Annotated in this window: 20 protein-coding genes; 9 read left to right on the top strand and 11 right to left on the bottom strand. The window is 44.9% G+C overall.

The features are described from left to right. Positions 1–15 precede the first annotated feature (15 nt). The gene (locus tag LS482_RS13550; RefSeq protein WP_233028056.1) at positions 16–777 is read left to right on the top strand and encodes a hypothetical protein; all 762 of its coding nucleotides are present in this window, start codon (positions 16–18) and stop codon (positions 775–777) included. A gap of 1,032 nt (positions 778–1,809) precedes the next feature. Here LS482_RS13550 and LS482_RS13545 read toward each other — a convergent pair. The 3 genes from LS482_RS13545 to LS482_RS13535 all read right to left on the bottom strand — a co-directional run bounded on the left by LS482_RS13545 (position 1,810) and on the right by LS482_RS13535 (position 2,808). Further along, positions 1,810–2,106 carry a type II toxin-antitoxin system RelE/ParE family toxin gene (locus LS482_RS13545; protein ID WP_233028055.1) on the bottom strand — a complete coding sequence of 99 codons (297 nt, stop codon included), beginning with the start codon at positions 2,104–2,106 and terminating at the stop codon, positions 1,810–1,812. Beyond that, a complete protein-coding gene (locus LS482_RS13540; RefSeq protein ID WP_233028054.1) occupies positions 2,096–2,329 on the bottom strand; it encodes an addiction module family protein in 234 nt (77 codons plus the stop codon). Before LS482_RS13540 ends, LS482_RS13545 begins: the two co-directional genes overlap by 11 nt. Before the next feature lie 242 nt (positions 2,330–2,571). Next, a complete protein-coding gene (locus LS482_RS13535; protein WP_233028053.1) occupies positions 2,572–2,808 on the bottom strand; it encodes a hypothetical protein in 237 nt (78 codons plus the stop codon). 389 nt (positions 2,809–3,197) lie between these two features. Between LS482_RS13535 and LS482_RS13530 the strand changes: the two genes are divergently transcribed. The 6 genes from LS482_RS13530 to pfkA all read left to right on the top strand — a co-directional run bounded on the left by LS482_RS13530 (position 3,198) and on the right by pfkA (position 8,005). Then, entirely contained in the window at positions 3,198–3,497 is a 300-nt protein-coding gene (locus LS482_RS13530; protein ID WP_233028052.1) for an HPF/RaiA family ribosome-associated protein, read from the top strand. Between the two features lie 30 nt (positions 3,498–3,527). Next, positions 3,528–4,376 (top strand): universal stress protein, encoded by an 849-nt coding sequence (locus tag LS482_RS13525; RefSeq protein ID WP_233028051.1) that lies wholly within the window; start codon positions 3,528–3,530, stop codon positions 4,374–4,376. A 34-nt stretch (positions 4,377–4,410) separates the two neighbouring features. Continuing rightward, positions 4,411–4,833 carry a hypothetical protein gene (locus LS482_RS13520; RefSeq protein ID WP_233028050.1) on the top strand — a complete coding sequence of 141 codons (423 nt, stop codon included), beginning with the start codon at positions 4,411–4,413 and terminating at the stop codon, positions 4,831–4,833. A 67-nt stretch (positions 4,834–4,900) separates the two neighbouring features. Continuing rightward, a complete protein-coding gene (gene ftsH, locus LS482_RS13515; protein ID WP_233028049.1) occupies positions 4,901–6,781 on the top strand; it encodes an ATP-dependent zinc metalloprotease FtsH in 1,881 nt (626 codons plus the stop codon). A gap of 34 nt (positions 6,782–6,815) precedes the next feature. Next, positions 6,816–7,034, top strand: coding sequence for a hypothetical protein (locus LS482_RS13510; protein ID WP_233028048.1), 219 nt, complete (start codon positions 6,816–6,818; stop codon positions 7,032–7,034). Beyond that, positions 7,031–8,005 (top strand): 6-phosphofructokinase, encoded by a 975-nt coding sequence (pfkA, locus tag LS482_RS13505; RefSeq protein WP_233028047.1) that lies wholly within the window; start codon positions 7,031–7,033, stop codon positions 8,003–8,005. Before LS482_RS13510 ends, pfkA begins: the two co-directional genes overlap by 4 nt. A gap of 66 nt (positions 8,006–8,071) precedes the next feature. On the opposite strand, the gene cls is transcribed toward pfkA, so the two are convergent. The 7 genes from cls to LS482_RS13470 form a co-directional block, all read right to left on the bottom strand. Next, positions 8,072–9,493 (bottom strand): cardiolipin synthase, encoded by a 1,422-nt coding sequence (cls, locus tag LS482_RS13500; protein ID WP_233028046.1) that lies wholly within the window; start codon positions 9,491–9,493, stop codon positions 8,072–8,074. A gap of 13 nt (positions 9,494–9,506) precedes the next feature. Continuing rightward, positions 9,507–10,880 (bottom strand): MBL fold metallo-hydrolase RNA specificity domain-containing protein, encoded by a 1,374-nt coding sequence (locus LS482_RS13495; RefSeq protein ID WP_233028045.1) that lies wholly within the window; start codon positions 10,878–10,880, stop codon positions 9,507–9,509. Further along, entirely contained in the window at positions 10,877–11,731 is an 855-nt protein-coding gene (locus LS482_RS13490; protein WP_233028044.1) for a PDDEXK family nuclease, read from the bottom strand. Before LS482_RS13490 ends, LS482_RS13495 begins: the two co-directional genes overlap by 4 nt. Positions 11,732–11,771: 40 nt before the next feature. Beyond that, a complete protein-coding gene (locus LS482_RS13485; RefSeq protein WP_233028043.1) occupies positions 11,772–12,164 on the bottom strand; it encodes a hypothetical protein in 393 nt (130 codons plus the stop codon). A 106-nt stretch (positions 12,165–12,270) separates the two neighbouring features. Then, complete coding sequence (locus tag LS482_RS13480; protein ID WP_233028042.1) at positions 12,271–13,110, bottom strand: universal stress protein; 840 nt, start codon at positions 13,108–13,110, stop codon at positions 12,271–12,273. 122 nt (positions 13,111–13,232) lie between these two features. Then, the gene (locus LS482_RS13475) at positions 13,233–14,048 is read right to left on the bottom strand and encodes a universal stress protein (protein ID WP_233028041.1); all 816 of its coding nucleotides are present in this window, start codon (positions 14,046–14,048) and stop codon (positions 13,233–13,235) included. A gap of 7 nt (positions 14,049–14,055) precedes the next feature. After that, positions 14,056–14,871 carry a universal stress protein gene (locus LS482_RS13470; protein ID WP_233028040.1) on the bottom strand — a complete coding sequence of 272 codons (816 nt, stop codon included), beginning with the start codon at positions 14,869–14,871 and terminating at the stop codon, positions 14,056–14,058. A 154-nt stretch (positions 14,872–15,025) separates the two neighbouring features. On the opposite strand from LS482_RS13470, the gene LS482_RS13465 reads away from it, so the two are divergent. Next, positions 15,026–15,610 (top strand): WG repeat-containing protein, encoded by a 585-nt coding sequence (locus LS482_RS13465; RefSeq protein ID WP_233028039.1) that lies wholly within the window; start codon positions 15,026–15,028, stop codon positions 15,608–15,610. Positions 15,611–15,614: 4 nt separating this feature from the next. Further along, positions 15,615–16,064 (top strand): DUF2267 domain-containing protein, encoded by a 450-nt coding sequence (locus LS482_RS13460; RefSeq protein ID WP_233028038.1) that lies wholly within the window; start codon positions 15,615–15,617, stop codon positions 16,062–16,064. On the opposite strand, the gene LS482_RS13455 is transcribed toward LS482_RS13460, so the two are convergent. Then, positions 16,061–17,785, bottom strand: coding sequence for an adenosylcobalamin-dependent ribonucleoside-diphosphate reductase (locus tag LS482_RS13455; protein ID WP_233028037.1), 1,725 nt, complete (start codon positions 17,783–17,785; stop codon positions 16,061–16,063). The genes LS482_RS13460 and LS482_RS13455 overlap by 4 nt on opposite strands. Between the last annotated feature and the right edge of the window lie 635 nt (positions 17,786–18,420).

The raw sequence follows: 18,420 nt of genomic DNA, 5'->3' as shown, positions 1-18,420 counted from the left end.
TAAAATCAAATAATCATGAAAAAATCCATTCTTCTTATCCTTCTGTTGTTTTCCGGTATAACGGCCTTAGCCACCGAGACCAAAATAACCGTAAGGGTTAAAGCAAAAGATGCCAAATTTATAGGCAGCTCTTTGGGAGGTGCTCATGTAATAATAAGGGATAAAACCAATAACAGGATTTTAGCTGAAGGGAAAACCAGCGGCAGTACGGGGAATACCGACCTGATAATGAACACTCCGAAACGAAGGGGAGCTTCAATAACAGATGAGCAAACAGCCAAATTCCTGGCTACAATTAATATTGATGAACCGACATTTGTCAATATAGAAGTACTATCTCCTTTCAATAATAAACAGGCCCGGGTCAAGGCAAGTACCGAATTATGGCTCATCCCGGGCAAGCATATCCTGGGCGACGGCATTATCCTGGAAATTCCGGGATTTATCATTGATATTTTAAAACCCAGAACCCATCAGTATATTTCTTTAAATACCGTAAAAGATACTCCTATTCAGGTTAAAGCCAATATTGTCATGATGTGCGGATGCGTTATAAACAAAGGAGGACTATGGGATTCCGGGGATATGGAAGTTAAGGGTATTCTTAAAAAAGACGGAGAACATATTAAAGACATCAATCTATCCCTGACCGAAACCAACCTGTTTGAGGGAAATATAGCTGTAGACTCGGCAGGAAATTACGAATTGATTGTTTATGCCTATAACCCCGAAAGCGGAAATACCGGGGTTGATAAAGTGAATTATGTGATTTTTTAGTACATGACAAAAATTTATCGGGTAAGATGTAAGACCGTATCACGTATGACACAGGACTTTAAAAATGTTAATAAACCGGTTACCGGGTTCCAGTTTCAGGTTTCAACAGTTAAAAACCGGCAACCCGCAACCCGGATCAGTCATAGATCAAAACAATAGTATATTTGAACTTTTGTCATATACTAAGATGTGATTTATAAATAATACAACCGCAAAACACCCATAAACACAACCCTGTTTACGCCGGAAGGGACTAAGTACGCTGCATATACAATTAAGTTCACCGCGTAGAGGGTTACTTATGCGGCATACACAACTGCTTGAGCGGTGAACAGGGTTATGTTTGCGGCATAAGGGATCAAGTATGCCGCATACACAATTAAGTGCACCGCGTACAGGGTTACTTATGCGGCATACACAATTGCCTAAGCAGCATACAGGGTTATGTTTGCGGCGTAAGGGATCAAGTATGCCGCATACACAACTAAGTTTACCGCATACAGGGTTACTTATGCGGCATACACAATGGCGCAAGCGGCGAACAGGGTTATGTTCACGGCGCAAGGGATTAAGTACGCCGCATACACAATTAAGTTCACCGCGTACCGGGTTGCTTATGCAGCATACACAACTGCTTGAGCGGCGAACAGGGTTATGTTTGCGGCATAAGGGATTAAGTATGCCGCATACACAATTAAGTTTACCGCGTACAGGGTTGTTTATGCAGCATACACAACTGCTTGAGTGGCGAACAGGGTTATGTTTGCGGCGTAAGGGATTCGGTTCGGTGTAAACACAATCCCTTAAACGGGGTTATTCAGGCTTGTCCGGGAATAAAAAAACCGGTAGTTCCCATTACCGGGAGCTCTTCCGGATGCCATAAAGGCGATAATGACTATGACCACCAATTGCAGGTTCCTCTAAGCATTACACCCGTGCTGAGTTTATCGAAGTAAACGCTTTTGTACAATAGCCCCCCGTTTTCACGGTGCTCAAACGAGGGCCAGTTGGGGAGACCAGCCGGTTAAGAGATCAAACCCTTTGTATTCCTGTTTCCGGGTTTCTTTTGCTATGTAATACCGCATGAACAAAAACAGTATCGTTTTCTATGGTATAATATATGCCGTAAGGAAACCTTTGTAGAAAAGAAATTCTAATTTGTTTATACCGCCTTTGGTAATGTTTCGGGTTTGCCTTAAGATCTTCAATACCCTTATCAAGTTCTTTTATAAATGCTTTGGGAAGATGTTCGGCCTGTTCTGCATACCATGCTATAGCTTCAACGATATCTTTTTCAGCTAATGTTTTAACAATTAACTTATAAGCCATACTGTTGCTTTAAGGAAGCCTTGATATCGTCCCAGTCCTTCCCGTCAGTAGGGTTTTCCCTGTGGTGCTTTAAGCGTATATCTATGATTTCCTTATGAGAAGGTGTTAAACCAGGCTCTTCTGTTTCAGTTTCTATAATGGCATTAAAGATTTTGAGAATTCGCTCATCCGCATGCTCTATATATTTTTTAATCCTGTTTCTTAAATCTATTGAGGTGTCCATAACGTACTGTATTATACACCAAATTTATTAAATAATACCCAAAAAAGATGTGTTTACCAGTATTTTAGCAAAAATTTCTTTCATAAAAAGGGTTTGACAGCCACTATAATATCATTGTTTACTTTTTTCCTGTTGCTTAAACCGGCTCGATTCTCACTAGCTATCTAACTTTCTCTTTCGCCTCGGCTAAAACCTGAGTCGGGATTTTCTTTATAAGTCGAAAATAATACGGTTTGCGGCCTTTACTTACTTTTCTTCACAGGATATTCTTCAACATACACTTTCATCATTTCACCGGGTTCCTTTCCCACGGCTTCTTCGATAAGCAGAAATTCATAAGGCTCAGGCGCACCGGTATTGAAATAGATATCAGTTAATCGTTGTTTCTCTATCCCTGTCTTGCCCTGGATCTCCTCGAAACTGTTTAGCAATTTGAATTTATTCCACACACCCTTTAAAATCAGTATTTTACATCTCATTTTTTCAAATAGGACACCGATTAGGACACCTATAACGGCTTTTCTGGCTTTCTATATTGTAGATTTAATCATTTGAATTCAAATAGATACAATTCTAAAGAATTAATTAAAGAGCATCTGGTTCATAACCCGAAGGTCCCTGGTTCGAGTCCAGTTCCGTACCAGAAACGTAATACATACAATTTTTCGTAGTTGCCTCTCACACATTTCTTTTTACACAGGATAAACCGAATTTATTTCTCCCTCACTCCCAATCACATGATATTCATCATTTCTTAACCCGTTCCCGATCCTTTTCTTTACGGAAGGAAAAAGTTTCCCGGGTTTTATACCGGGAAACAGGAATCAGGGAATAATTTGAACACCTTTCAATAAAACAACACCTAAAGATGAAAACCGACGTCCATTTTGTAAAACTGAGCACCGACAAAAGCATTGAAGCGCTCACCGTAAAAAAACTACACTCCATCACCAAAAAATATGACTGGGTGATTAAAGCCGATGTGTTTTTTAAACAAGACCCGTCCTCCGACGGCAAGGGCAAGATTTGTGATATCCGGCTCAGCGTACCGGGGCCCGGGATATTTGCTTCCTCTGATGAAACATCCTTTGAGGCTTCATTAGCAGAAACATTAGGCAGCATTAGAAAACAACTCAACAAAAGAAAACACCAGATGAGTACTCATTGACGGGATGTCCAACTGTTAAAAACAAATATCATGAAACGAATCCTCCTTCCCACAGACTTCTCAGACCACGCGCAGAACGCCATGGCCTACGCTACGGAGCTGTATAAACACGAAGAATGCATGTTTTACGTGTTGAATGTGTTTAAGGTTTACGGTTATTCCACGACCAACATCATGTATCCCGAGCCCGGAAACCCCGCTTACGATGCCGCCTTTAACGAAAGCCGGAAAAATTTAAAAGACACCGTACGCCGGTTGATCTTTGCCAAAAACCCAAAACATTCATTCGAAGGCCTTTCCAAAAATAATTTTCTTCTCGATGCCATAAATCACCTGGTAGAAGAAAAAGGTATCGACATGATAGTTATGGGAACCAAAGGTGCTAAAAATGCCAGGGGAATAAATTACGGGAGCAATGCCGTGACCGTCATGGAAAAAGTTACGGCCTGCCCGGTCCTGGCCATACCTTCACAGGCCGAATTTATGGGATACAGGGAGATCATTTTTCCTACTTCCTATGAAGTCCCTTATAAGAAAAGTGAAATATCCCCTTTATTAAGTATAGCAAAGGAATTTAAGCCGATGATCCGGATATTACACATCAAGGAAAACGAACAACTTACGGAAACCCAAATAGAGAACAGAAGGCTATTGGAAGAAAACCTGGACGGAGCAAAATACTCCTTTCATTCCCTGACCAACATTGATCCCGCCGTCGGAATAAGCTGTTTTACCGAAAGCCGTAATGCCGATCTTATTGCACTGGTGAACAGGAAACACGGTTTTTTGTACAGGTTAACGGAAAAGCCGGTGGTAAAAGGGATCAGTTTTTATACAAGTACGCCGATCATGGTGATGCATGTCCAAAATCGCTCATAACCCACACCGTAAAAAAACAAATAAAAATATACACATGAAATTCAACAATATATTACCGACAGGCCTGGTCCTGTTTTTTATCATGGCCGGATGTTCCCGGGTGCAGGTCCCGACCACCGGGGAGTTGCTTAAAGACCCCGTGCGGCGAAATGAGATCATGACCGCGATTTGTAATGACCGGGAAATGACCGGTGAAATGATACAGCATATCACCAGGAACAAACATGCCGTGCACCTTTTGGAAAACGATTACAAAATGATCCGCAATATGCTGGATAGCAACCAGGAAGCAGCAAAAGGCACCATGCAACACCTCATTGATATGATGCGTAAAGACAGTGTCTTTTGTGAAAATATGAGCTTTATGATGATGAACGATGAACACATGCGCACCGTAATCTGCAATATGTGTGATTGTTCACCCGAAAGCGATAAAGACCATAAGAACACGCACTGATTAAAAACTTATGTCAACCCGGCCATCTCCAGACCCGCAAAAACCTTTCCGCATATCCCGTCCCGGTATGTCATGGATATATATGATCCTGTTTATGGTATTGATCTGGCTTTGGTTTTTCAAGGGACAAAACACGATACAGGAAACCACCTGGAAACAGTTTGAAGAAGAAATGCTCATCCCGAAAGACGTAGCCAGGCTGACCGTTGTTAACAATGCCCGTGTGGAAATATATATCAGGGAAGAAAGCCTGGACAAGCCTCTTTATAAAAATATCCCCAGGGGTGTACTGAATGACGAACCGGTTCCGGGACCTCACTTTTACTTTAACATAGGTTCCGTGGAAATATTTCATGCGGAACTGGAGAAAGCCCAGGAAAACCTGCCGGGAACGGATCATGTAACGGTAACCTACAGCACACGCGAAAACTGGTGGCAGAACTTTCTGTTCTTGTTACCTATCGGTTTTCTGATCCTTTTCTGGATGTTCCTGTTACGGAGAAGCATGCCCGGGATGAAAGGAAAAGGAACTTCGATATTCAATTTCGGCCAGTCCAATGCCCGGGTCATTGAAAAGGGAGCAAAAAGTAAGATTACATTTAAAGATGTGGCAGGTATGGAGGAAGCCAAGGAGGAAATATACGAACTGATCACCTTCCTGAAATCCCCGGACAAATACAAACGGTTAGGGGCCAAAATGCCCAAAGGGGTTTTGCTCGTAGGGCCGCCCGGGACCGGAAAAACACTCCTGGCCAAAGCCATTGCCGGTGAAGCCGGGGTTCCCTTCTTTTCGTTGTCCGGTTCCGAATTTGTAGAGATGTTCGTAGGCGTAGGGGCCTCAAGAATGAGAGACCTCTTTCAAAAAGCCAAAGCAAAGGCCCCCTGCATCATATTTATCGACGAAATCGACACCGTGGGCCGTGCCCGCGGCAAAACGCATGCTTTCCAGGCCAATGACGAACGGGAAAGCACACTGAACCAGCTATTGGCCGAGCTGGACGGTTTCGATACGGACGCCGGGGTCATTGTTCTCGCCGCTACCAACCGGGGAGACGTCCTCGATCCGGCCCTGTTGCGACCGGGAAGGTTTGACAGGCATATTCACCTGGAGCTTCCTAACCTCAAAGAACGGGAAGCTATTTTTTCGGTACACATAAAACCCCTGCAACTATCCGGAGATGTCAACACGGCCGCACTGGCCGCACAAACCCCGGGGTTTTCGGGAGCCGACATTGCCAATATTTGTAACGAAGCCGCTCTCATCGCTGCCCGCAGGGAAAAACAAGTAGTGGGTAAACAGGACTTTATGGATGCCATAGACCGCGTGATCGGCGGACTGGAAAAGAAAAGCAAGATCATTACCCCCGAAGAAAAGCGAAGGATTGCCTACCACGAAGCCGGCCATGTCACCGCAAGCTGGTACCTGGAACACGCCCATCCCGTACTTAAAGTATCCATCATTCCGAGAGGAAGATCACTGGGTGCTGCATGGTACATTCCCGAAGAGCGCCAGATCATCACCCGGTCGGAATTCTTTGATGCGATATGCACTGCCCTCGGAGGACGTGCTGCCGAAGAACTCATATTTGAAGAAGTATCCTCCAATGCCCTGGACGACCTGGAAAAGGCGACCAAACAGGCCTATAATATGGTAGTTAATTACGGGCTTGGCACTACTCTCAGAAATATCAGCTTTTACGATTCCACGGGGAGAACGGAACAATCCCTCTACCGGTCGTATAGCGAGAGAACCGCACAAAAGATCGATTCCGAGGCACAGCAGATCATAGATGATGCTTATGACAAAACCATTCAGATTCTCCTGGACCACCAGGACCAGCTACACGCCCTTGCAAAAGCACTGATCCGAAAAGAGACCCTTCTCAGGCCGGATGTAGAGAAAATACTCGGGGCAAGAAAGAAAAGCGAGGATCATGCCTCTCCGTAAACCCTTCCTTATTAACAATACTAAAACCATTGTCATGTTACACCCTGACAAATTTCAAAACGAAATTTATACGCTTTTAACGAAAATCGAAGAAGAATATCCCGAACTCTCCCCGTTCCTGGACGAAAACCTGGTTACGATCCCATATATCGAACACCCGAAACTGGACGATGAAACTTTTTCCCGATATTTGGATGACTTAAAACAGTTGTTATACCATTACAGAAACAACCATCAAAAGAACAAGGCATGAATAAAATAGCCATACTGACTTCAGGAGGAGATGTTCCGGGTTTAAATGCCTGTATCAGGGCCATAGTAAAAGCCGCTTCCTACTACAACATAAACACCCTGGGGATCAAAGGCGGGTTTGACGGTATGATCAACGGAGATTTTACCGTCATGGATGTCCCTTCGGTAAACCATATCATTCATCTTGGCGGGACCATTTTAAAATCGTCCCGGAGCGACCGTTTTAAAACAGAAGAAGGACGTAAAACAGCATACCGCCAATTAAATGAAGCGGGAATAGATGCGGTGATCCTTATCGGCGGTGACGGTTCTTTGCAGGGAGGCCGTATTTTTTCTGAGGAATACAAAGACATCCCTTTTATGGGGATCCCGAAAACCATAGATAACGATATTTCCGGGACCGACTACTGCATAGGATATGATACCGCCATAAACACCGCCATGGAGGCTATAGACAAGATACGGGACACCGCAGAATCCCACAACCGTATTTTTATTGTAGAGGTCATGGGAAGAAATGCAGGTTATATTGCCTATGGTACCGGCCTTGCATCGGGAGCAGATGGCATTCTCATTCCGGAAACCCCGGCAGACCTGGAATATCTGAAAAACAGTTTTACCAAAGACCATAACAGGAAAAAAAACTCGCTTATCATTGTCGTGGCAGAAGGCGATGAAAGCGGTGGTGCACTGATCATTGCAGAAAAGGTCAGAAAATATGCAGCGAGAAGAGATGTCAGGATATCCGTTCTGGGCCATATTCAGCGGGGAGGTTCCCCTACGGCTTTTGACAGGATCCTGGCAGCCAGGCTCGGAGTTGCAGCCGTTGAAAATTTGTTAAAGGGAGAAAAGAACCGTATGGTAGGTATCATAAAAAATGATATTTCCGTAACCCCGCTTGCGGATGTAAAAAACAGAAGTATGAATATGGATAAAGATGCGCTGAAATTCCTGGAGATATTAACAACATAAGAGCCCCTGCCTTCCGAAAAGGCTATTCACATACACAATCAATTATTTGTAGTGCTAAAAAGGCCGCTATAACAATGGACTGAATATCCTGGCCATACCTTCCAGCAGTTTATAGATAAGCGGTCTTTTCCGGAATTCATCTAAATCCAGCTTATCGGCATTGGAACAGTCCCGGTCAAAATCTTCCCTGAGGGTCATTGCGATGCTTTTATCGAAGATCAGGGTATTGACCTCAAAATTCTGGTCAAAACTGCGGTTGTCAAAATTTCCCGAACCTACAGAAGCCATTTCATCGTCAATGATGATCATTTTGCTGTGTAAAAACTTTACGGGATGTTCGAAAATCCGAACTCCGGCAGACAGCAATTCCTCAAAATAAGAGAACATGCTGTACTTCACGAGGGAGCCATCCGATTTTTTCGGGACCAAAAGCCTTACCTCCACTCCGCTCAGGGCTGCCATTTTTAAACTTTCCAGGATTGTATTGCTGGGAATAAAGTAGGGATTCGCTATACAGATATACCTTTCGGCCTGGTTTATCAGCATGGCATACTGATACATGATCGAAGAATAATCGGAATCCGGTCCCCCGGCAACGATCTGTACCGTAGTGTTTCCTTCTGCCCCGTTTTTGGGAAAATACTCCTGCTTCCACAGGTCTTCCCCCTTACCGGCAAAGTAATAATCCTTTACAAACACCCGGTGCAGGCTTTCCGTAACGGGGCCCCGGAGGCAGAGGTGCATATCGTCCCATATCCCCAATTTTCCGGAAGGTCTGATGTATTTGTCGGAAATATTGACGCCCCCGGTAAACCCTGTTTTTCCGTCAATAACAATGATCTTCCGGTGGTTCCTGTAATTTATGGTAAAGAGAATACTCCCCAACCGCAGGGGCATGGTAGAATAGATCTTTACCCCGATCTTTCTGAAACGGTTTATATGTTTTCTGCCCAGGGAAAAACTGCCTATGGCATCATAGATCACCCGTATTTCCACTCCCTCTTTTATCTTTTTTTCAAACAAGCGGTAAAGCCTTTCCATCAGTTCCCCGTCTTCAAAAATATAGAACTGGATATGGATAAATTTTTCTGCCCCGGCCAGGGCCTCAAAAATAGCTTCAAAAGTCTTTAAACCGTCATCCAGGACCGTCACCCTGTTCCCTGTAACAGGAAAAGACCCCGTACTGTTTGCGATCAGGTTAGCGATCTTTTTATAGCGTTCGGATGAGAATTTTACAGAGGGCGGGACAATATCTTCGGTGTGGAATAATGTATAAGCCCTCATTTTGTCCACCTTCTTGAGCTTGAAGAACTTGATCTTTCTCCGGTTTATCCCGAAAAGTGCATACAAAAGCACTCCCGCGAAAGGCAGGATTATAATCACCAGCAACCAGCTAAACGATTTTGACGGCCGGGACCCGAAAAGGATGAGGGTTACCAGGGCTGCCAGGGTAATTATGATATAGAAGACAAAAATTACCGTTGCCATTGACCAACAGGTATTAAAGTAATAATCTTATAACATCATTGTGTTCCGGGATACAGGAATCCCAGGAATATACCTCTTTAATTTTCTCCCCGAAAACCCGTGCGCTTTCAGGCTCCCCGTGGATGAGAAAAACTTTTTCCGGCTTTCCTTCAATTCCGGACAACCAATTTAGTAATTCTTTTTGATCTGCATGAGCCGAAAGAGCGTCCAGGCATTCGATCCGGGCACGCACAGGATAATATTTGCCGAAAAACCTGATCTCCTTCGCCCCTTCCTTAAGGTCCCTTCCCCTGGTCCCTTCGGCCTGGAAGCCTACCAGGAGTACAGTAGTACTTTCCTCATCGATAAGCTGTTTTAAATAGGTCAGTACCCTTCCCCCGGTGACCATACCACTCCCGGCAATCACTATTTTGGGCTGGGTATTGTCGATGACATTCCAGGTTTCCCGGTAAGAATCGACAATTTTCACAAAGTTTAATATCGCCCTGAATTCATCCCGGCTTACCTTATGCCAGTCCGGGTACTGCAGAAAAACCCGCAGGACCTCTTCTCCCATCGGACTGTCTATGACCACCGGGATACGGGGTATCTTATTTTTTCTATACAGCTCCCATAACAGGACGATCAGCACCTGTGTTCGCTCCACGGCAAAGCTCGGGATAATCAGGTTCCCTCTTTTGTGTATGGTTTCCCCGATCATGGAGGCAAGTATCTCCCGTGCATCTTCCCCGGAATGGACGCGGTCGCCATAGGTGGTCTCTATAAAGAGATAATCGGCCTTATCCGGTTTGTCGGGATCAAACAAAAGCAGGTCGCCTGGCCTGCCGATATCCCCGGAAAACACAAAGCGTTTGCCATAGATGTCCGTTTCTATAAACGTCGCTCCCAAAATATGACCGTTATACCGGAATCGCACAGCAATATCCCCGGATAAATGTATCCAGTGGTCACGGGGTTGTGCTTCGAGGTATTGCAGGGTCTTTTCCACATCATCCTCCGTATATAACGGCAGGGCCGGGTGGTGCCTGGAAAACCCTTCTTTATTGGCCAGTTCGGCATCTTCCTCCTGTATTTTGGCACTGTCTTTTAATATGATCCGGGTTATGGCCAATGTAGGTGCAGTACCGTATATCTTGCCTCTAAACCCCTGTTTTACCAGCCTGGGCAAATACCCTACATGATCGAGGTGGCCATGAGTCAGGAGCACAAAATCCAGCTCCGCCACGTCAAACTCCAGCTCCTGCCAGTTCAGTTCCCGCCATGCCTTGGCGCCCTGGAACAATCCGCAGTCTATCAGAAACTTCAGGTCTGAAGTCTCTACCAGGAATTTGGAGCCCGTAACAGTCCCGGCGGCTCCCAGGAAATGTATTTTAACCTCTTTTTTCATTCCGCGATGCGATTTACATGGCACAATTCACAGATCTCCCGGAGTATATTTTTCTTCCGCTTTTCGGAAACACCGATATGATCGAGCATAAAGGATTCTTTGTGCAAATCCCTGCAAAGGACAATACCCTTATCCAGCAAAAACTGTTTTTCCCGCTTTGTCATTAAAGTGGAAGATGTGACGGGATGCAACCCGAGGCGGTCTATCCGGTCTTTCAGGCTGTTTTCTTCAGGATGGTCCCAGCTCAGCAAATAAAGCCCGGCACACCGGCCGTATTTCAGGGCGTCGGACGTAAAACGGGTATTGGTCACCAACCATGACCCTGTCAAATTGTTTTCGGCATGCGCCTTCCAGGCGCTGTTTATGTCCAGGAACCTGGAATGAATATAGAGGGGGATCTTAACATCGCATTTTCTGCCTTGATCACCGTGGAATTTACACTCTACCAGGGTTACTGTCCCGTTTTTCCGTGCAAAGACATCAATTTCATGATGCACACAGGTTCCCGGGATCACCTTTCCTATTTCATTTTTATACCCCGAATACTGCAAAACCGCTCCTATAAACCTCTCAAAGGGAAAACCGGACGGCCCCAGTTCGTAAATTGCCTTTTTGAGTTTGTACTTTGAAGCAAATACCGGGGTGTCTTTCCGTAGTATGGCAAAAGCCCGGTTGTATATTTCCCGGGTGGAAATGCCGGGGTAAAGCTCATCGTGAACCGTCCGGATAATATGTTCGATAAGCCGATCTCCCGCCCCGGTGTGTTTCAGGGAGGTGCGGAGCTTCTCATAAGAAAAATCGGCCTGCTCTCCCGAGGCCTTCGTGATTTTTAACAGATGGGTATTACTCATATTTTTAAATCGGGTGGCAACAGCATTTCCTTACGCATCACTAAAGGCTGCCGGAAACAAAAAAATCCCGTACCAGCGCCTTTACCTGGTTTGCTGTCATGCTGTCTGCCTTTTCCACACATTTTACTTTTTCCCTTAAAGATTTATGGTCTTTCTCCAGGTATTCGGCAAACTTAAACCCGACGGCTCCGGGACCGTAAATAGCTATGGCCTCCGCATCCTTGATCTTTGCTGCCAGGACTTCAAAATATCTTTTCATCTGGTGTTTCCTCCTTTCCGTATATTTGCTGTCCTGTACCACATCCTGGGGGCCCCAACGCGTTTTAGAACGCGATCCGCCCACAGGCCGGTAGGCTTCTATCTTTGAGATCACCGTTTCTATTTTTTCATCCCCCTTTTCCACGGTGACGAGATGGGCCTTTCTCCGATCCATCCAAATACCGATATTTTTCATAAGTCTTTGATTTTAAGATTACACCCTTTGGCCCCGGGCTCCGGAAGCATCTATAAATTTACGCATTAATACCCGGTTAATAAATTTACGAACGATACATAACAAGCAGGGGGACCCCCGTATGGTGCCCCAGTCCTTTAAGTACAGGTTTCCTTAGCATTGTATTAAATAAACTGTGCTTTTGGTTCATAAAGGCAATCATGTCCACATCTTCACGGCTTTCCGTAAAACAATGGATGGCCGTTTCCGTATCTATATTGGTCAGGGCGTGATAATGGGTTTTTATTCCCTCCAGCCTCACCATAAGACAGGCCTTGTTATCCAGTTGTTCTTCATCCGGTTCTTCTCTGTCCCCGATGTGCAGTATTCTCACGGTACATCGATGTTTCTTCGCCAATTCCAATAACGGAGCAAGGTCTTTTCTTTTATAAGCATTTTTAAAAGAAGACGGAAATACGATCCCCTTAGGTATCTTTATCCCGGCAGATTCGGGTACCGCCAGTATCGGGCAGTTAAATACGCTTTCCATGACCGCAACGGTATTGCTGCCAAACCATCTTTCTTTTGCCCCGGTCGCTCCCCGGGTGCCCATGACGATCATACCGATATTCCGCTCTTTAATCAGTTCTTTGACCGTTTCGGCCAGGCGGCCGTACCTGGAAACCATGTCAAAGGCATGATCCCGGTTTATTCCCGAAGAACTCAATATATCGAAAAGCTCTTTCAATCCTTTTTGTGATCTTACGAGTGCCGCCTCGTACGCGGGGTTGGAAGCCTGTAAAACCATCATATTGGTGGTATTTCCGGCGCCAAAGGTATGGAGCAGTATAAATTCACACGCCTCATCTTTGAACAGTTGAACAGCATAGTCAACAGCATTTCTTGCATTGGCGGAAAAATCGGTAGGTACTAATATTCGTTTCATCGGATCTGTCTGAGTTAATTTAGTCATAGGTATTTTTATTTATCCTGTCATCACAGGCAGGAGACGGGACATAACATCGTCGCTTTATCTCATTTCTGATCTCTGTATATCTTTTGGTAAGCTCATGTAATATCCGGCATCACCAGAAAAGGGACTTTTATCCTGAAGACCACATTTCTGATCACGGGTTCCCGGAACAGTTTTTCCGGGAAACTGTGTTTATTGTTTATCATGGCCACCATACCGATAGCCCTGTTTTCGGAATACCGGGCAATGACTTTGGATATGTTGTTATATTTTACGATCTCTTCACGCGTATAGGTAAAATTTTTTAACAGCCTTCCCAGTTTTTTCCTGTTCTTTACCTGCACTTCATTGAACTGTTCTTCTTCTGTGATATGCAGTATCCTGATTTTTGATCCCCACAACCCGGCGATCTCCTTTAGCGGCTTCAGCCCGAATTCTTCATAAGTGCTTTTAAAATCCGTGGGGAACAAAATCTCGTCCGGAAGGTCATAATCATACGTTTCCGGAACAGCCACAACCGGGCAGAAATCAATATTTTTAATCACCTTCAGTGCATTGCTTCCCATAAAGATCTCCCTGGCCGCCGTGGAGCCTTTTGTTCCCATAAAAATGTAATCCACATTCCGGGAGATCACCGTTTTTCCTACCGCATTTACCAGAGCATCGTATATCACCTCCCTTTTGTAAAAATGTTCGGGGTTCGTGTTTTTTATGTTGACCTCTTTAAACAGGTCTTCCATCATTTTCACATTCGGATCCGTCACTCTTTCCGTACGATCACTCCCCGTATTCGTTTCCTGTGCGTTTAACAGGTAAAAGGTACACGGTTCCCTTTCAAAAAGATATATGGCATATTCCATGGCTTTATAAGCGTTTGCGGAAAAGTCGGTGGGAATTAATATCCTTTTCATATCTGAGTTATTTTACAGGGTCCTCCTGAAGTACCAGGAAAGGGATTTTCAGGTCAAACCCGATATTGGCTACATTTTGCCGCAATAAAAATCTTCCCAGAAAGGAATGCTTTCTGTGCATCATAACCAGCAAGTCGTAATCATCATCACGTATATGGTCCTGTATGGCCGCCGATATGTCCGTATCCCGGACAACAATAAATTCAAAATCGACACCGGCTAAAAGACCCCTTAATTTTTCCTTGTTCTTTTGTTCCTGTTCCGTCCACTTCAGGTCTTCTTCCACGTGAAGTACAGTAAGCCCGGATCCATGTCTTTTTGCCATATCTACCAGGGGTTGCAATTCCTCTTTTTTAAAATGTCTCAGATAATCCGTGGGAAAAAGTATTCTTTTTATTCCTTTATATGCATACCTGTCGGGAACAGCCAATACCGGGACCGTAGCTTTCCGCATCACAAAAACGGTATTGCTCCCGAATAAGATCCGCCGGGCTCCCGTGGCGCCTTTGGTTCCCATCACTATCATGTCTATTCCCTCCGCTTCGGTTATATCCCTTACCTCATCCGTAAACTGGTCAAAATCCGAATGCGAATGAAACCTGTGTTTTTCATTGGGAAATTCCCGGCAGATCCTTTCGAGCGTCGTTTGCAACCCGGATAAGGTATCTTCTATCATCCCGTGATAATCCACCTCGTAGAAAGCGGGTATATAGGTGTGCAGCACATAAAACTCACACTCCTCTTCTTTAAACATTTCAAGGGCATATGCGATGGCATTCCAGGCATTGTCGGAAAAGTCGGTGGGCAATAGTATTTTTTTCATTTTGCGTTTTTTTATACATCGTCAAAAATAAAGCTCCCCCGGAATAAAAAACATGATAAATATCAATGTACCACTCTCTTATACACTGATATTTATCATTTTATACATGACATATTTCATATACTTTCAACACAAACTTTAAAATCAGGAAAAAATGAAAAAGATTATTTTCTGGACGCTGCTGTTATCGGGTATTTCCCTTTCCGCACAGCATATTTCCGGTATATCGAGAATCGGAAAACTTTCTGACGGTCTTATCGCTGTTGAAAAGAACGGGGAATGGGGATTTATTAATCCCGGCGGGGACCTGGTTATCGATTTCAGGCAGGACATCGCAGTCCGTGAAAACCCTCCCGCATTTAGTGAAGGCCTTTGCCTGATCAAGGAAACAAAAGAAGGAATTACCTATTACGGGTATATGGACAAAACCGGAAAAACAGTGATTTCCCCCGCTTTTCTCAATGCTACTTCCTTCAGCAATGGCCTTGCCTTTGCCATTGTGCGGAGTAAAACGGTCCGCGGAAAAAACGAATACCTGGACATGGATATCATCGCCAACGAATTTGATGAAGTCATGATAAACCCAAAAGGAGAAATCGTTCGGTATCTGAGGCAGCTCAAGGGAATTCTGCTATCTGAAAAGAGATACAAACAGCCCCGGATAGAAGCTGAACTATTATCTCCTCATCTCGTGGGGACAAGGGACAAAAACGGAATGTGGAACATTTATAAATTTTAATACAATGGCACTCAATTTTAACCAATACGCCACGGAGGCCAATACCTTTTTAAAAGGATATGCCAAGGACCTGAACCTGGGAAATGATAAGGAAAGAGCCGGAAGGATACTCTCTGCCGTGCTACACGCCCTTCGCGAGATCATCCCCCCGGAAGAATCCCTGCAGCTTATAGCACAATTTCCCATGTTCCTGAAAGCTGTCTATGTCAACGGATGGACATTAAAAACCAAACGGGAAAAGATAAAGAACATTACGGAGTTCATCGATCTGGTCCGCAGTTTCGACGGCCCTGCTTCCATCTATGATTTCGAATCGGATGACCTGGCCGAAAATTATATCCAGACCACATTTATTTCTCTCAGAAAGTACATCTCCCTGGGAGAGCTGGAAGATATACGTACCGGCCTACCCAAGGACCTGAAACCCCTGATATATCACAGTGTCATGTTTTAGCAGGCCCCGGGAGCACTGACATTACATCTTTGCAGCACTTGTTTTTCCTTGCTCCCGTCCCTGTATATGGTTATCCCTTTCAATCCGTATTTCCATGCCGTCATATACACATTGGAGATATCCCCGGCCCGGGCTTCTGCCGGAAGGTTAATGGTCTTGGAAACCGAATTGTCCGTAAATTTCTGGAAAGCCCTTTGGTGTTGCAGGTGAAATTCCCAGGGGATCTCCAGGCTGGTTTCAAACACTTTTTTTACCCGGTCGGGAATCCCTGCCACTTCTTTAATGGTGCCGGTCTGCAATACCTCAGCTTCCAACTCCGCATTCCAGTATCCCATTTGTTTCATCTTCTTTTCAAAAACCCGGCTGATCTCCTGTTGCGACTTTTCCCCCAATATACCCACACGCCTGTATGCCAGGGCGTACAAAGGCTCTATGGAATACGAGGTGTCGGCTATAACAGAGATTGTCCCGGTGGGGGCGATACTGTTACAGGTGGCATTCCGCATTTTTTGACCCGGGTAAAACCTGCTTTCCGTCCAGGAAGGGAAACATCCCTTTTCTTCGGCCAGGCTTGCAGACGCCTTATAACTTTCCTTTCTTACAAATGCCATGAGTTTTTCTGCCAGTTTTACCGCCTCCATAGATGCATATGGTATTTCCATGAGCATAAGCAATTCTGCCCATCCCATAAGCCCGAGGCCGATTTTCCTGTTTTTCAGGGTTATGGATTTGATCTGGGGTAAGAGGTAGTGATTGGCATGTATGACATTATCCAGGAAACGTATGCCCGCATGCACCGTTTCGGCCAGCCTGTTAAAATCGAACTCATAATCCCCTCCACGTGCGGTTACCATTTTGGAGAGATTGACCGATCCCAGGTTGCAGCTTTCGTAATCGAGCAGGGGGACTTCCCCGCATGGGTTGGTACTCTGTATCTCACCCAGTCCGGGAGTAGGGTTATCCCGGTTGATGCTATCGAGGAAGATCAGTCCCGGGTCACCCGTAGCCCAGGCTGTTCCGGTAATCTGATCCCATAGTTTTTTGGCGGGGATATTCCGCACCGCCCATCCGGTTCTGGGGTCTTTCAAAGTCCAGGAGAGATTCTTTTCCACAGCGTCCATAAAGCGGTCTGTAATCCCTACGGAGATGTTAAAGTTCCGAAGGCTGACCCGGTCTGTTTTAACGGAAATAAATTCTTCGATATCGGGATGGTCCACATTCAGAATACCCATATTGGCCCCTCTTCGCTTTCCCCCCTGCTTTACGTGTTCGGTTGCGGCATCGTAAATCTTCATAAAGGCTACGGGACCGGAAGAAAACCCCTTGGAAGTACTGACCAGGGCCCCCTTTGGACGGAGCCTTGAAAAATTATACCCGGTGCCTCCCCCGCTCTGGTGGATCAGTGCCGCATTTTTAAGTGAAGTAAAAATAGCGTCGAGGCTGTCTTCTACCGGCAGCACAAAACAGGCGCTTAACTGGCCCCCGGGCAGGCCTGCATTCATCAGGGTGGGGGAATTGGGCAGGAACTCCAGGCTGTTCATCATCCTGAAGAACGTTGCTTCCCAGTACTCCCTGTTATTCCTTTCTGTCCCGGCAATCCATTCCGAGACCCTCCGGAACATTTCTTCCGGGGCTTCCATAACCTTTCCGTCCGGATCCCGGAGCAGATAGCGCTCTTCCAATATTTGGAGCGCATTAGGTGTCAATGATAAACGCACCATATCCATTGCGGTTTCTATAGATTAAAAACAAGAACAGGGACTTTCGTCCCTGTTCCTTCAAAGGGGGGTATCATATTTTCAAAGCCTTAAATGCCCGAATACGTTTCCGCATTCCGAAACATTTATGCGCTTCAAAAATACAATCGACCTCCCCTGGTGATTGTCGCTGATAAACAACGGCAATCTATATGATGAAAAAGTATAAAAGAAAGAAGAAACAGGCCTGCTCACGGCAAGCCTGTTTCCCGGAAATCTTCGATTTGCCATACGGGTAAAGTATCACGAGATCATTACACCTCATAAAGACTTTATCTCCATACATAAAATTGAAAATTCCCTATGGTTGAGGTTTCAAAAACATTTTTTCATTTATTCGTCATTGCTGTATACCGGGAAAAGCCCTTAGTGTCTTTTAACCGGTAACTTTCAGGACGATCCTTGTTGTTATTTCCCGTTCGGGAAATCAAGGCCATGTACCAAAGTCCCTGAAACCTCATTTCTCCCCAAAGCTATGCGTAGTTTTATTTTTCATCGATCAGTATGCAAAGAACTTTATTTTATGGTACTAAAGTAGCCTCTTCTTCCAGGTAAAAAAATGATATTTATCAGTTTGTCGTTTTTTTATGTCATTGTAT

It is taken from the genome of Sinomicrobium kalidii, assembly GCF_021183825.1.
Classification (GTDB): Bacteria; Bacteroidota; Bacteroidia; order Flavobacteriales; family Flavobacteriaceae; genus Sinomicrobium; species Sinomicrobium kalidii.
Note: the sequence above shows the minus strand (reverse complement) of the source record. Positions and strands in the feature narration are given on the sequence as shown.

What these genes read in the sequence shown, in the direction of transcription:
- LS482_RS13550 (WP_233028056.1), top strand. Translation starts at nt 16, where the DNA reads ATGAAAAAATCCATTCTTCTTATCCTTCTGTTGTTTTCCGGTATAACG.
- LS482_RS13545 (WP_233028055.1), bottom strand. Translation starts at nt 2,106, where the DNA reads ATGGCTTATAAGTTAATTGTTAAAACATTAGCTGAAAAAGATATCGTT.
- LS482_RS13540 (WP_233028054.1), bottom strand. Translation starts at nt 2,329, where the DNA reads ATGGACACCTCAATAGATTTAAGAAACAGGATTAAAAAATATATAGAG.
- LS482_RS13535 (WP_233028053.1), bottom strand. Translation starts at nt 2,808, where the DNA reads ATGAGATGTAAAATACTGATTTTAAAGGGTGTGTGGAATAAATTCAAA.
- LS482_RS13530 (WP_233028052.1), top strand. Translation starts at nt 3,198, where the DNA reads ATGAAAACCGACGTCCATTTTGTAAAACTGAGCACCGACAAAAGCATT.
- LS482_RS13525 (WP_233028051.1), top strand. Translation starts at nt 3,528, where the DNA reads ATGAAACGAATCCTCCTTCCCACAGACTTCTCAGACCACGCGCAGAAC.
- LS482_RS13520 (WP_233028050.1), top strand. Translation starts at nt 4,411, where the DNA reads ATGAAATTCAACAATATATTACCGACAGGCCTGGTCCTGTTTTTTATC.
- ftsH (WP_233028049.1), top strand. Translation starts at nt 4,901, where the DNA reads ATGTCATGGATATATATGATCCTGTTTATGGTATTGATCTGGCTTTGG.
- LS482_RS13510 (WP_233028048.1), top strand. Translation starts at nt 6,816, where the DNA reads ATGTTACACCCTGACAAATTTCAAAACGAAATTTATACGCTTTTAACG.
- pfkA (WP_233028047.1), top strand. Translation starts at nt 7,031, where the DNA reads ATGAATAAAATAGCCATACTGACTTCAGGAGGAGATGTTCCGGGTTTA.
- cls (WP_233028046.1), bottom strand. Translation starts at nt 9,493, where the DNA reads ATGGCAACGGTAATTTTTGTCTTCTATATCATAATTACCCTGGCAGCC.
- LS482_RS13495 (WP_233028045.1), bottom strand. Translation starts at nt 10,880, where the DNA reads ATGAAAAAAGAGGTTAAAATACATTTCCTGGGAGCCGCCGGGACTGTT.
- LS482_RS13490 (WP_233028044.1), bottom strand. Translation starts at nt 11,731, where the DNA reads ATGAGTAATACCCATCTGTTAAAAATCACGAAGGCCTCGGGAGAGCAG.
- LS482_RS13485 (WP_233028043.1), bottom strand. Translation starts at nt 12,164, where the DNA reads ATGGATCGGAGAAAGGCCCATCTCGTCACCGTGGAAAAGGGGGATGAA.
- LS482_RS13480 (WP_233028042.1), bottom strand. Translation starts at nt 13,110, where the DNA reads ATGAAACGAATATTAGTACCTACCGATTTTTCCGCCAATGCAAGAAAT.
- LS482_RS13475 (WP_233028041.1), bottom strand. Translation starts at nt 14,048, where the DNA reads ATGAAAAGGATATTAATTCCCACCGACTTTTCCGCAAACGCTTATAAA.
- LS482_RS13470 (WP_233028040.1), bottom strand. Translation starts at nt 14,871, where the DNA reads ATGAAAAAAATACTATTGCCCACCGACTTTTCCGACAATGCCTGGAAT.
- LS482_RS13465 (WP_233028039.1), top strand. Translation starts at nt 15,026, where the DNA reads ATGAAAAAGATTATTTTCTGGACGCTGCTGTTATCGGGTATTTCCCTT.
- LS482_RS13460 (WP_233028038.1), top strand. Translation starts at nt 15,615, where the DNA reads ATGGCACTCAATTTTAACCAATACGCCACGGAGGCCAATACCTTTTTA.
- LS482_RS13455 (WP_233028037.1), bottom strand. Translation starts at nt 17,785, where the DNA reads ATGGTGCGTTTATCATTGACACCTAATGCGCTCCAAATATTGGAAGAG.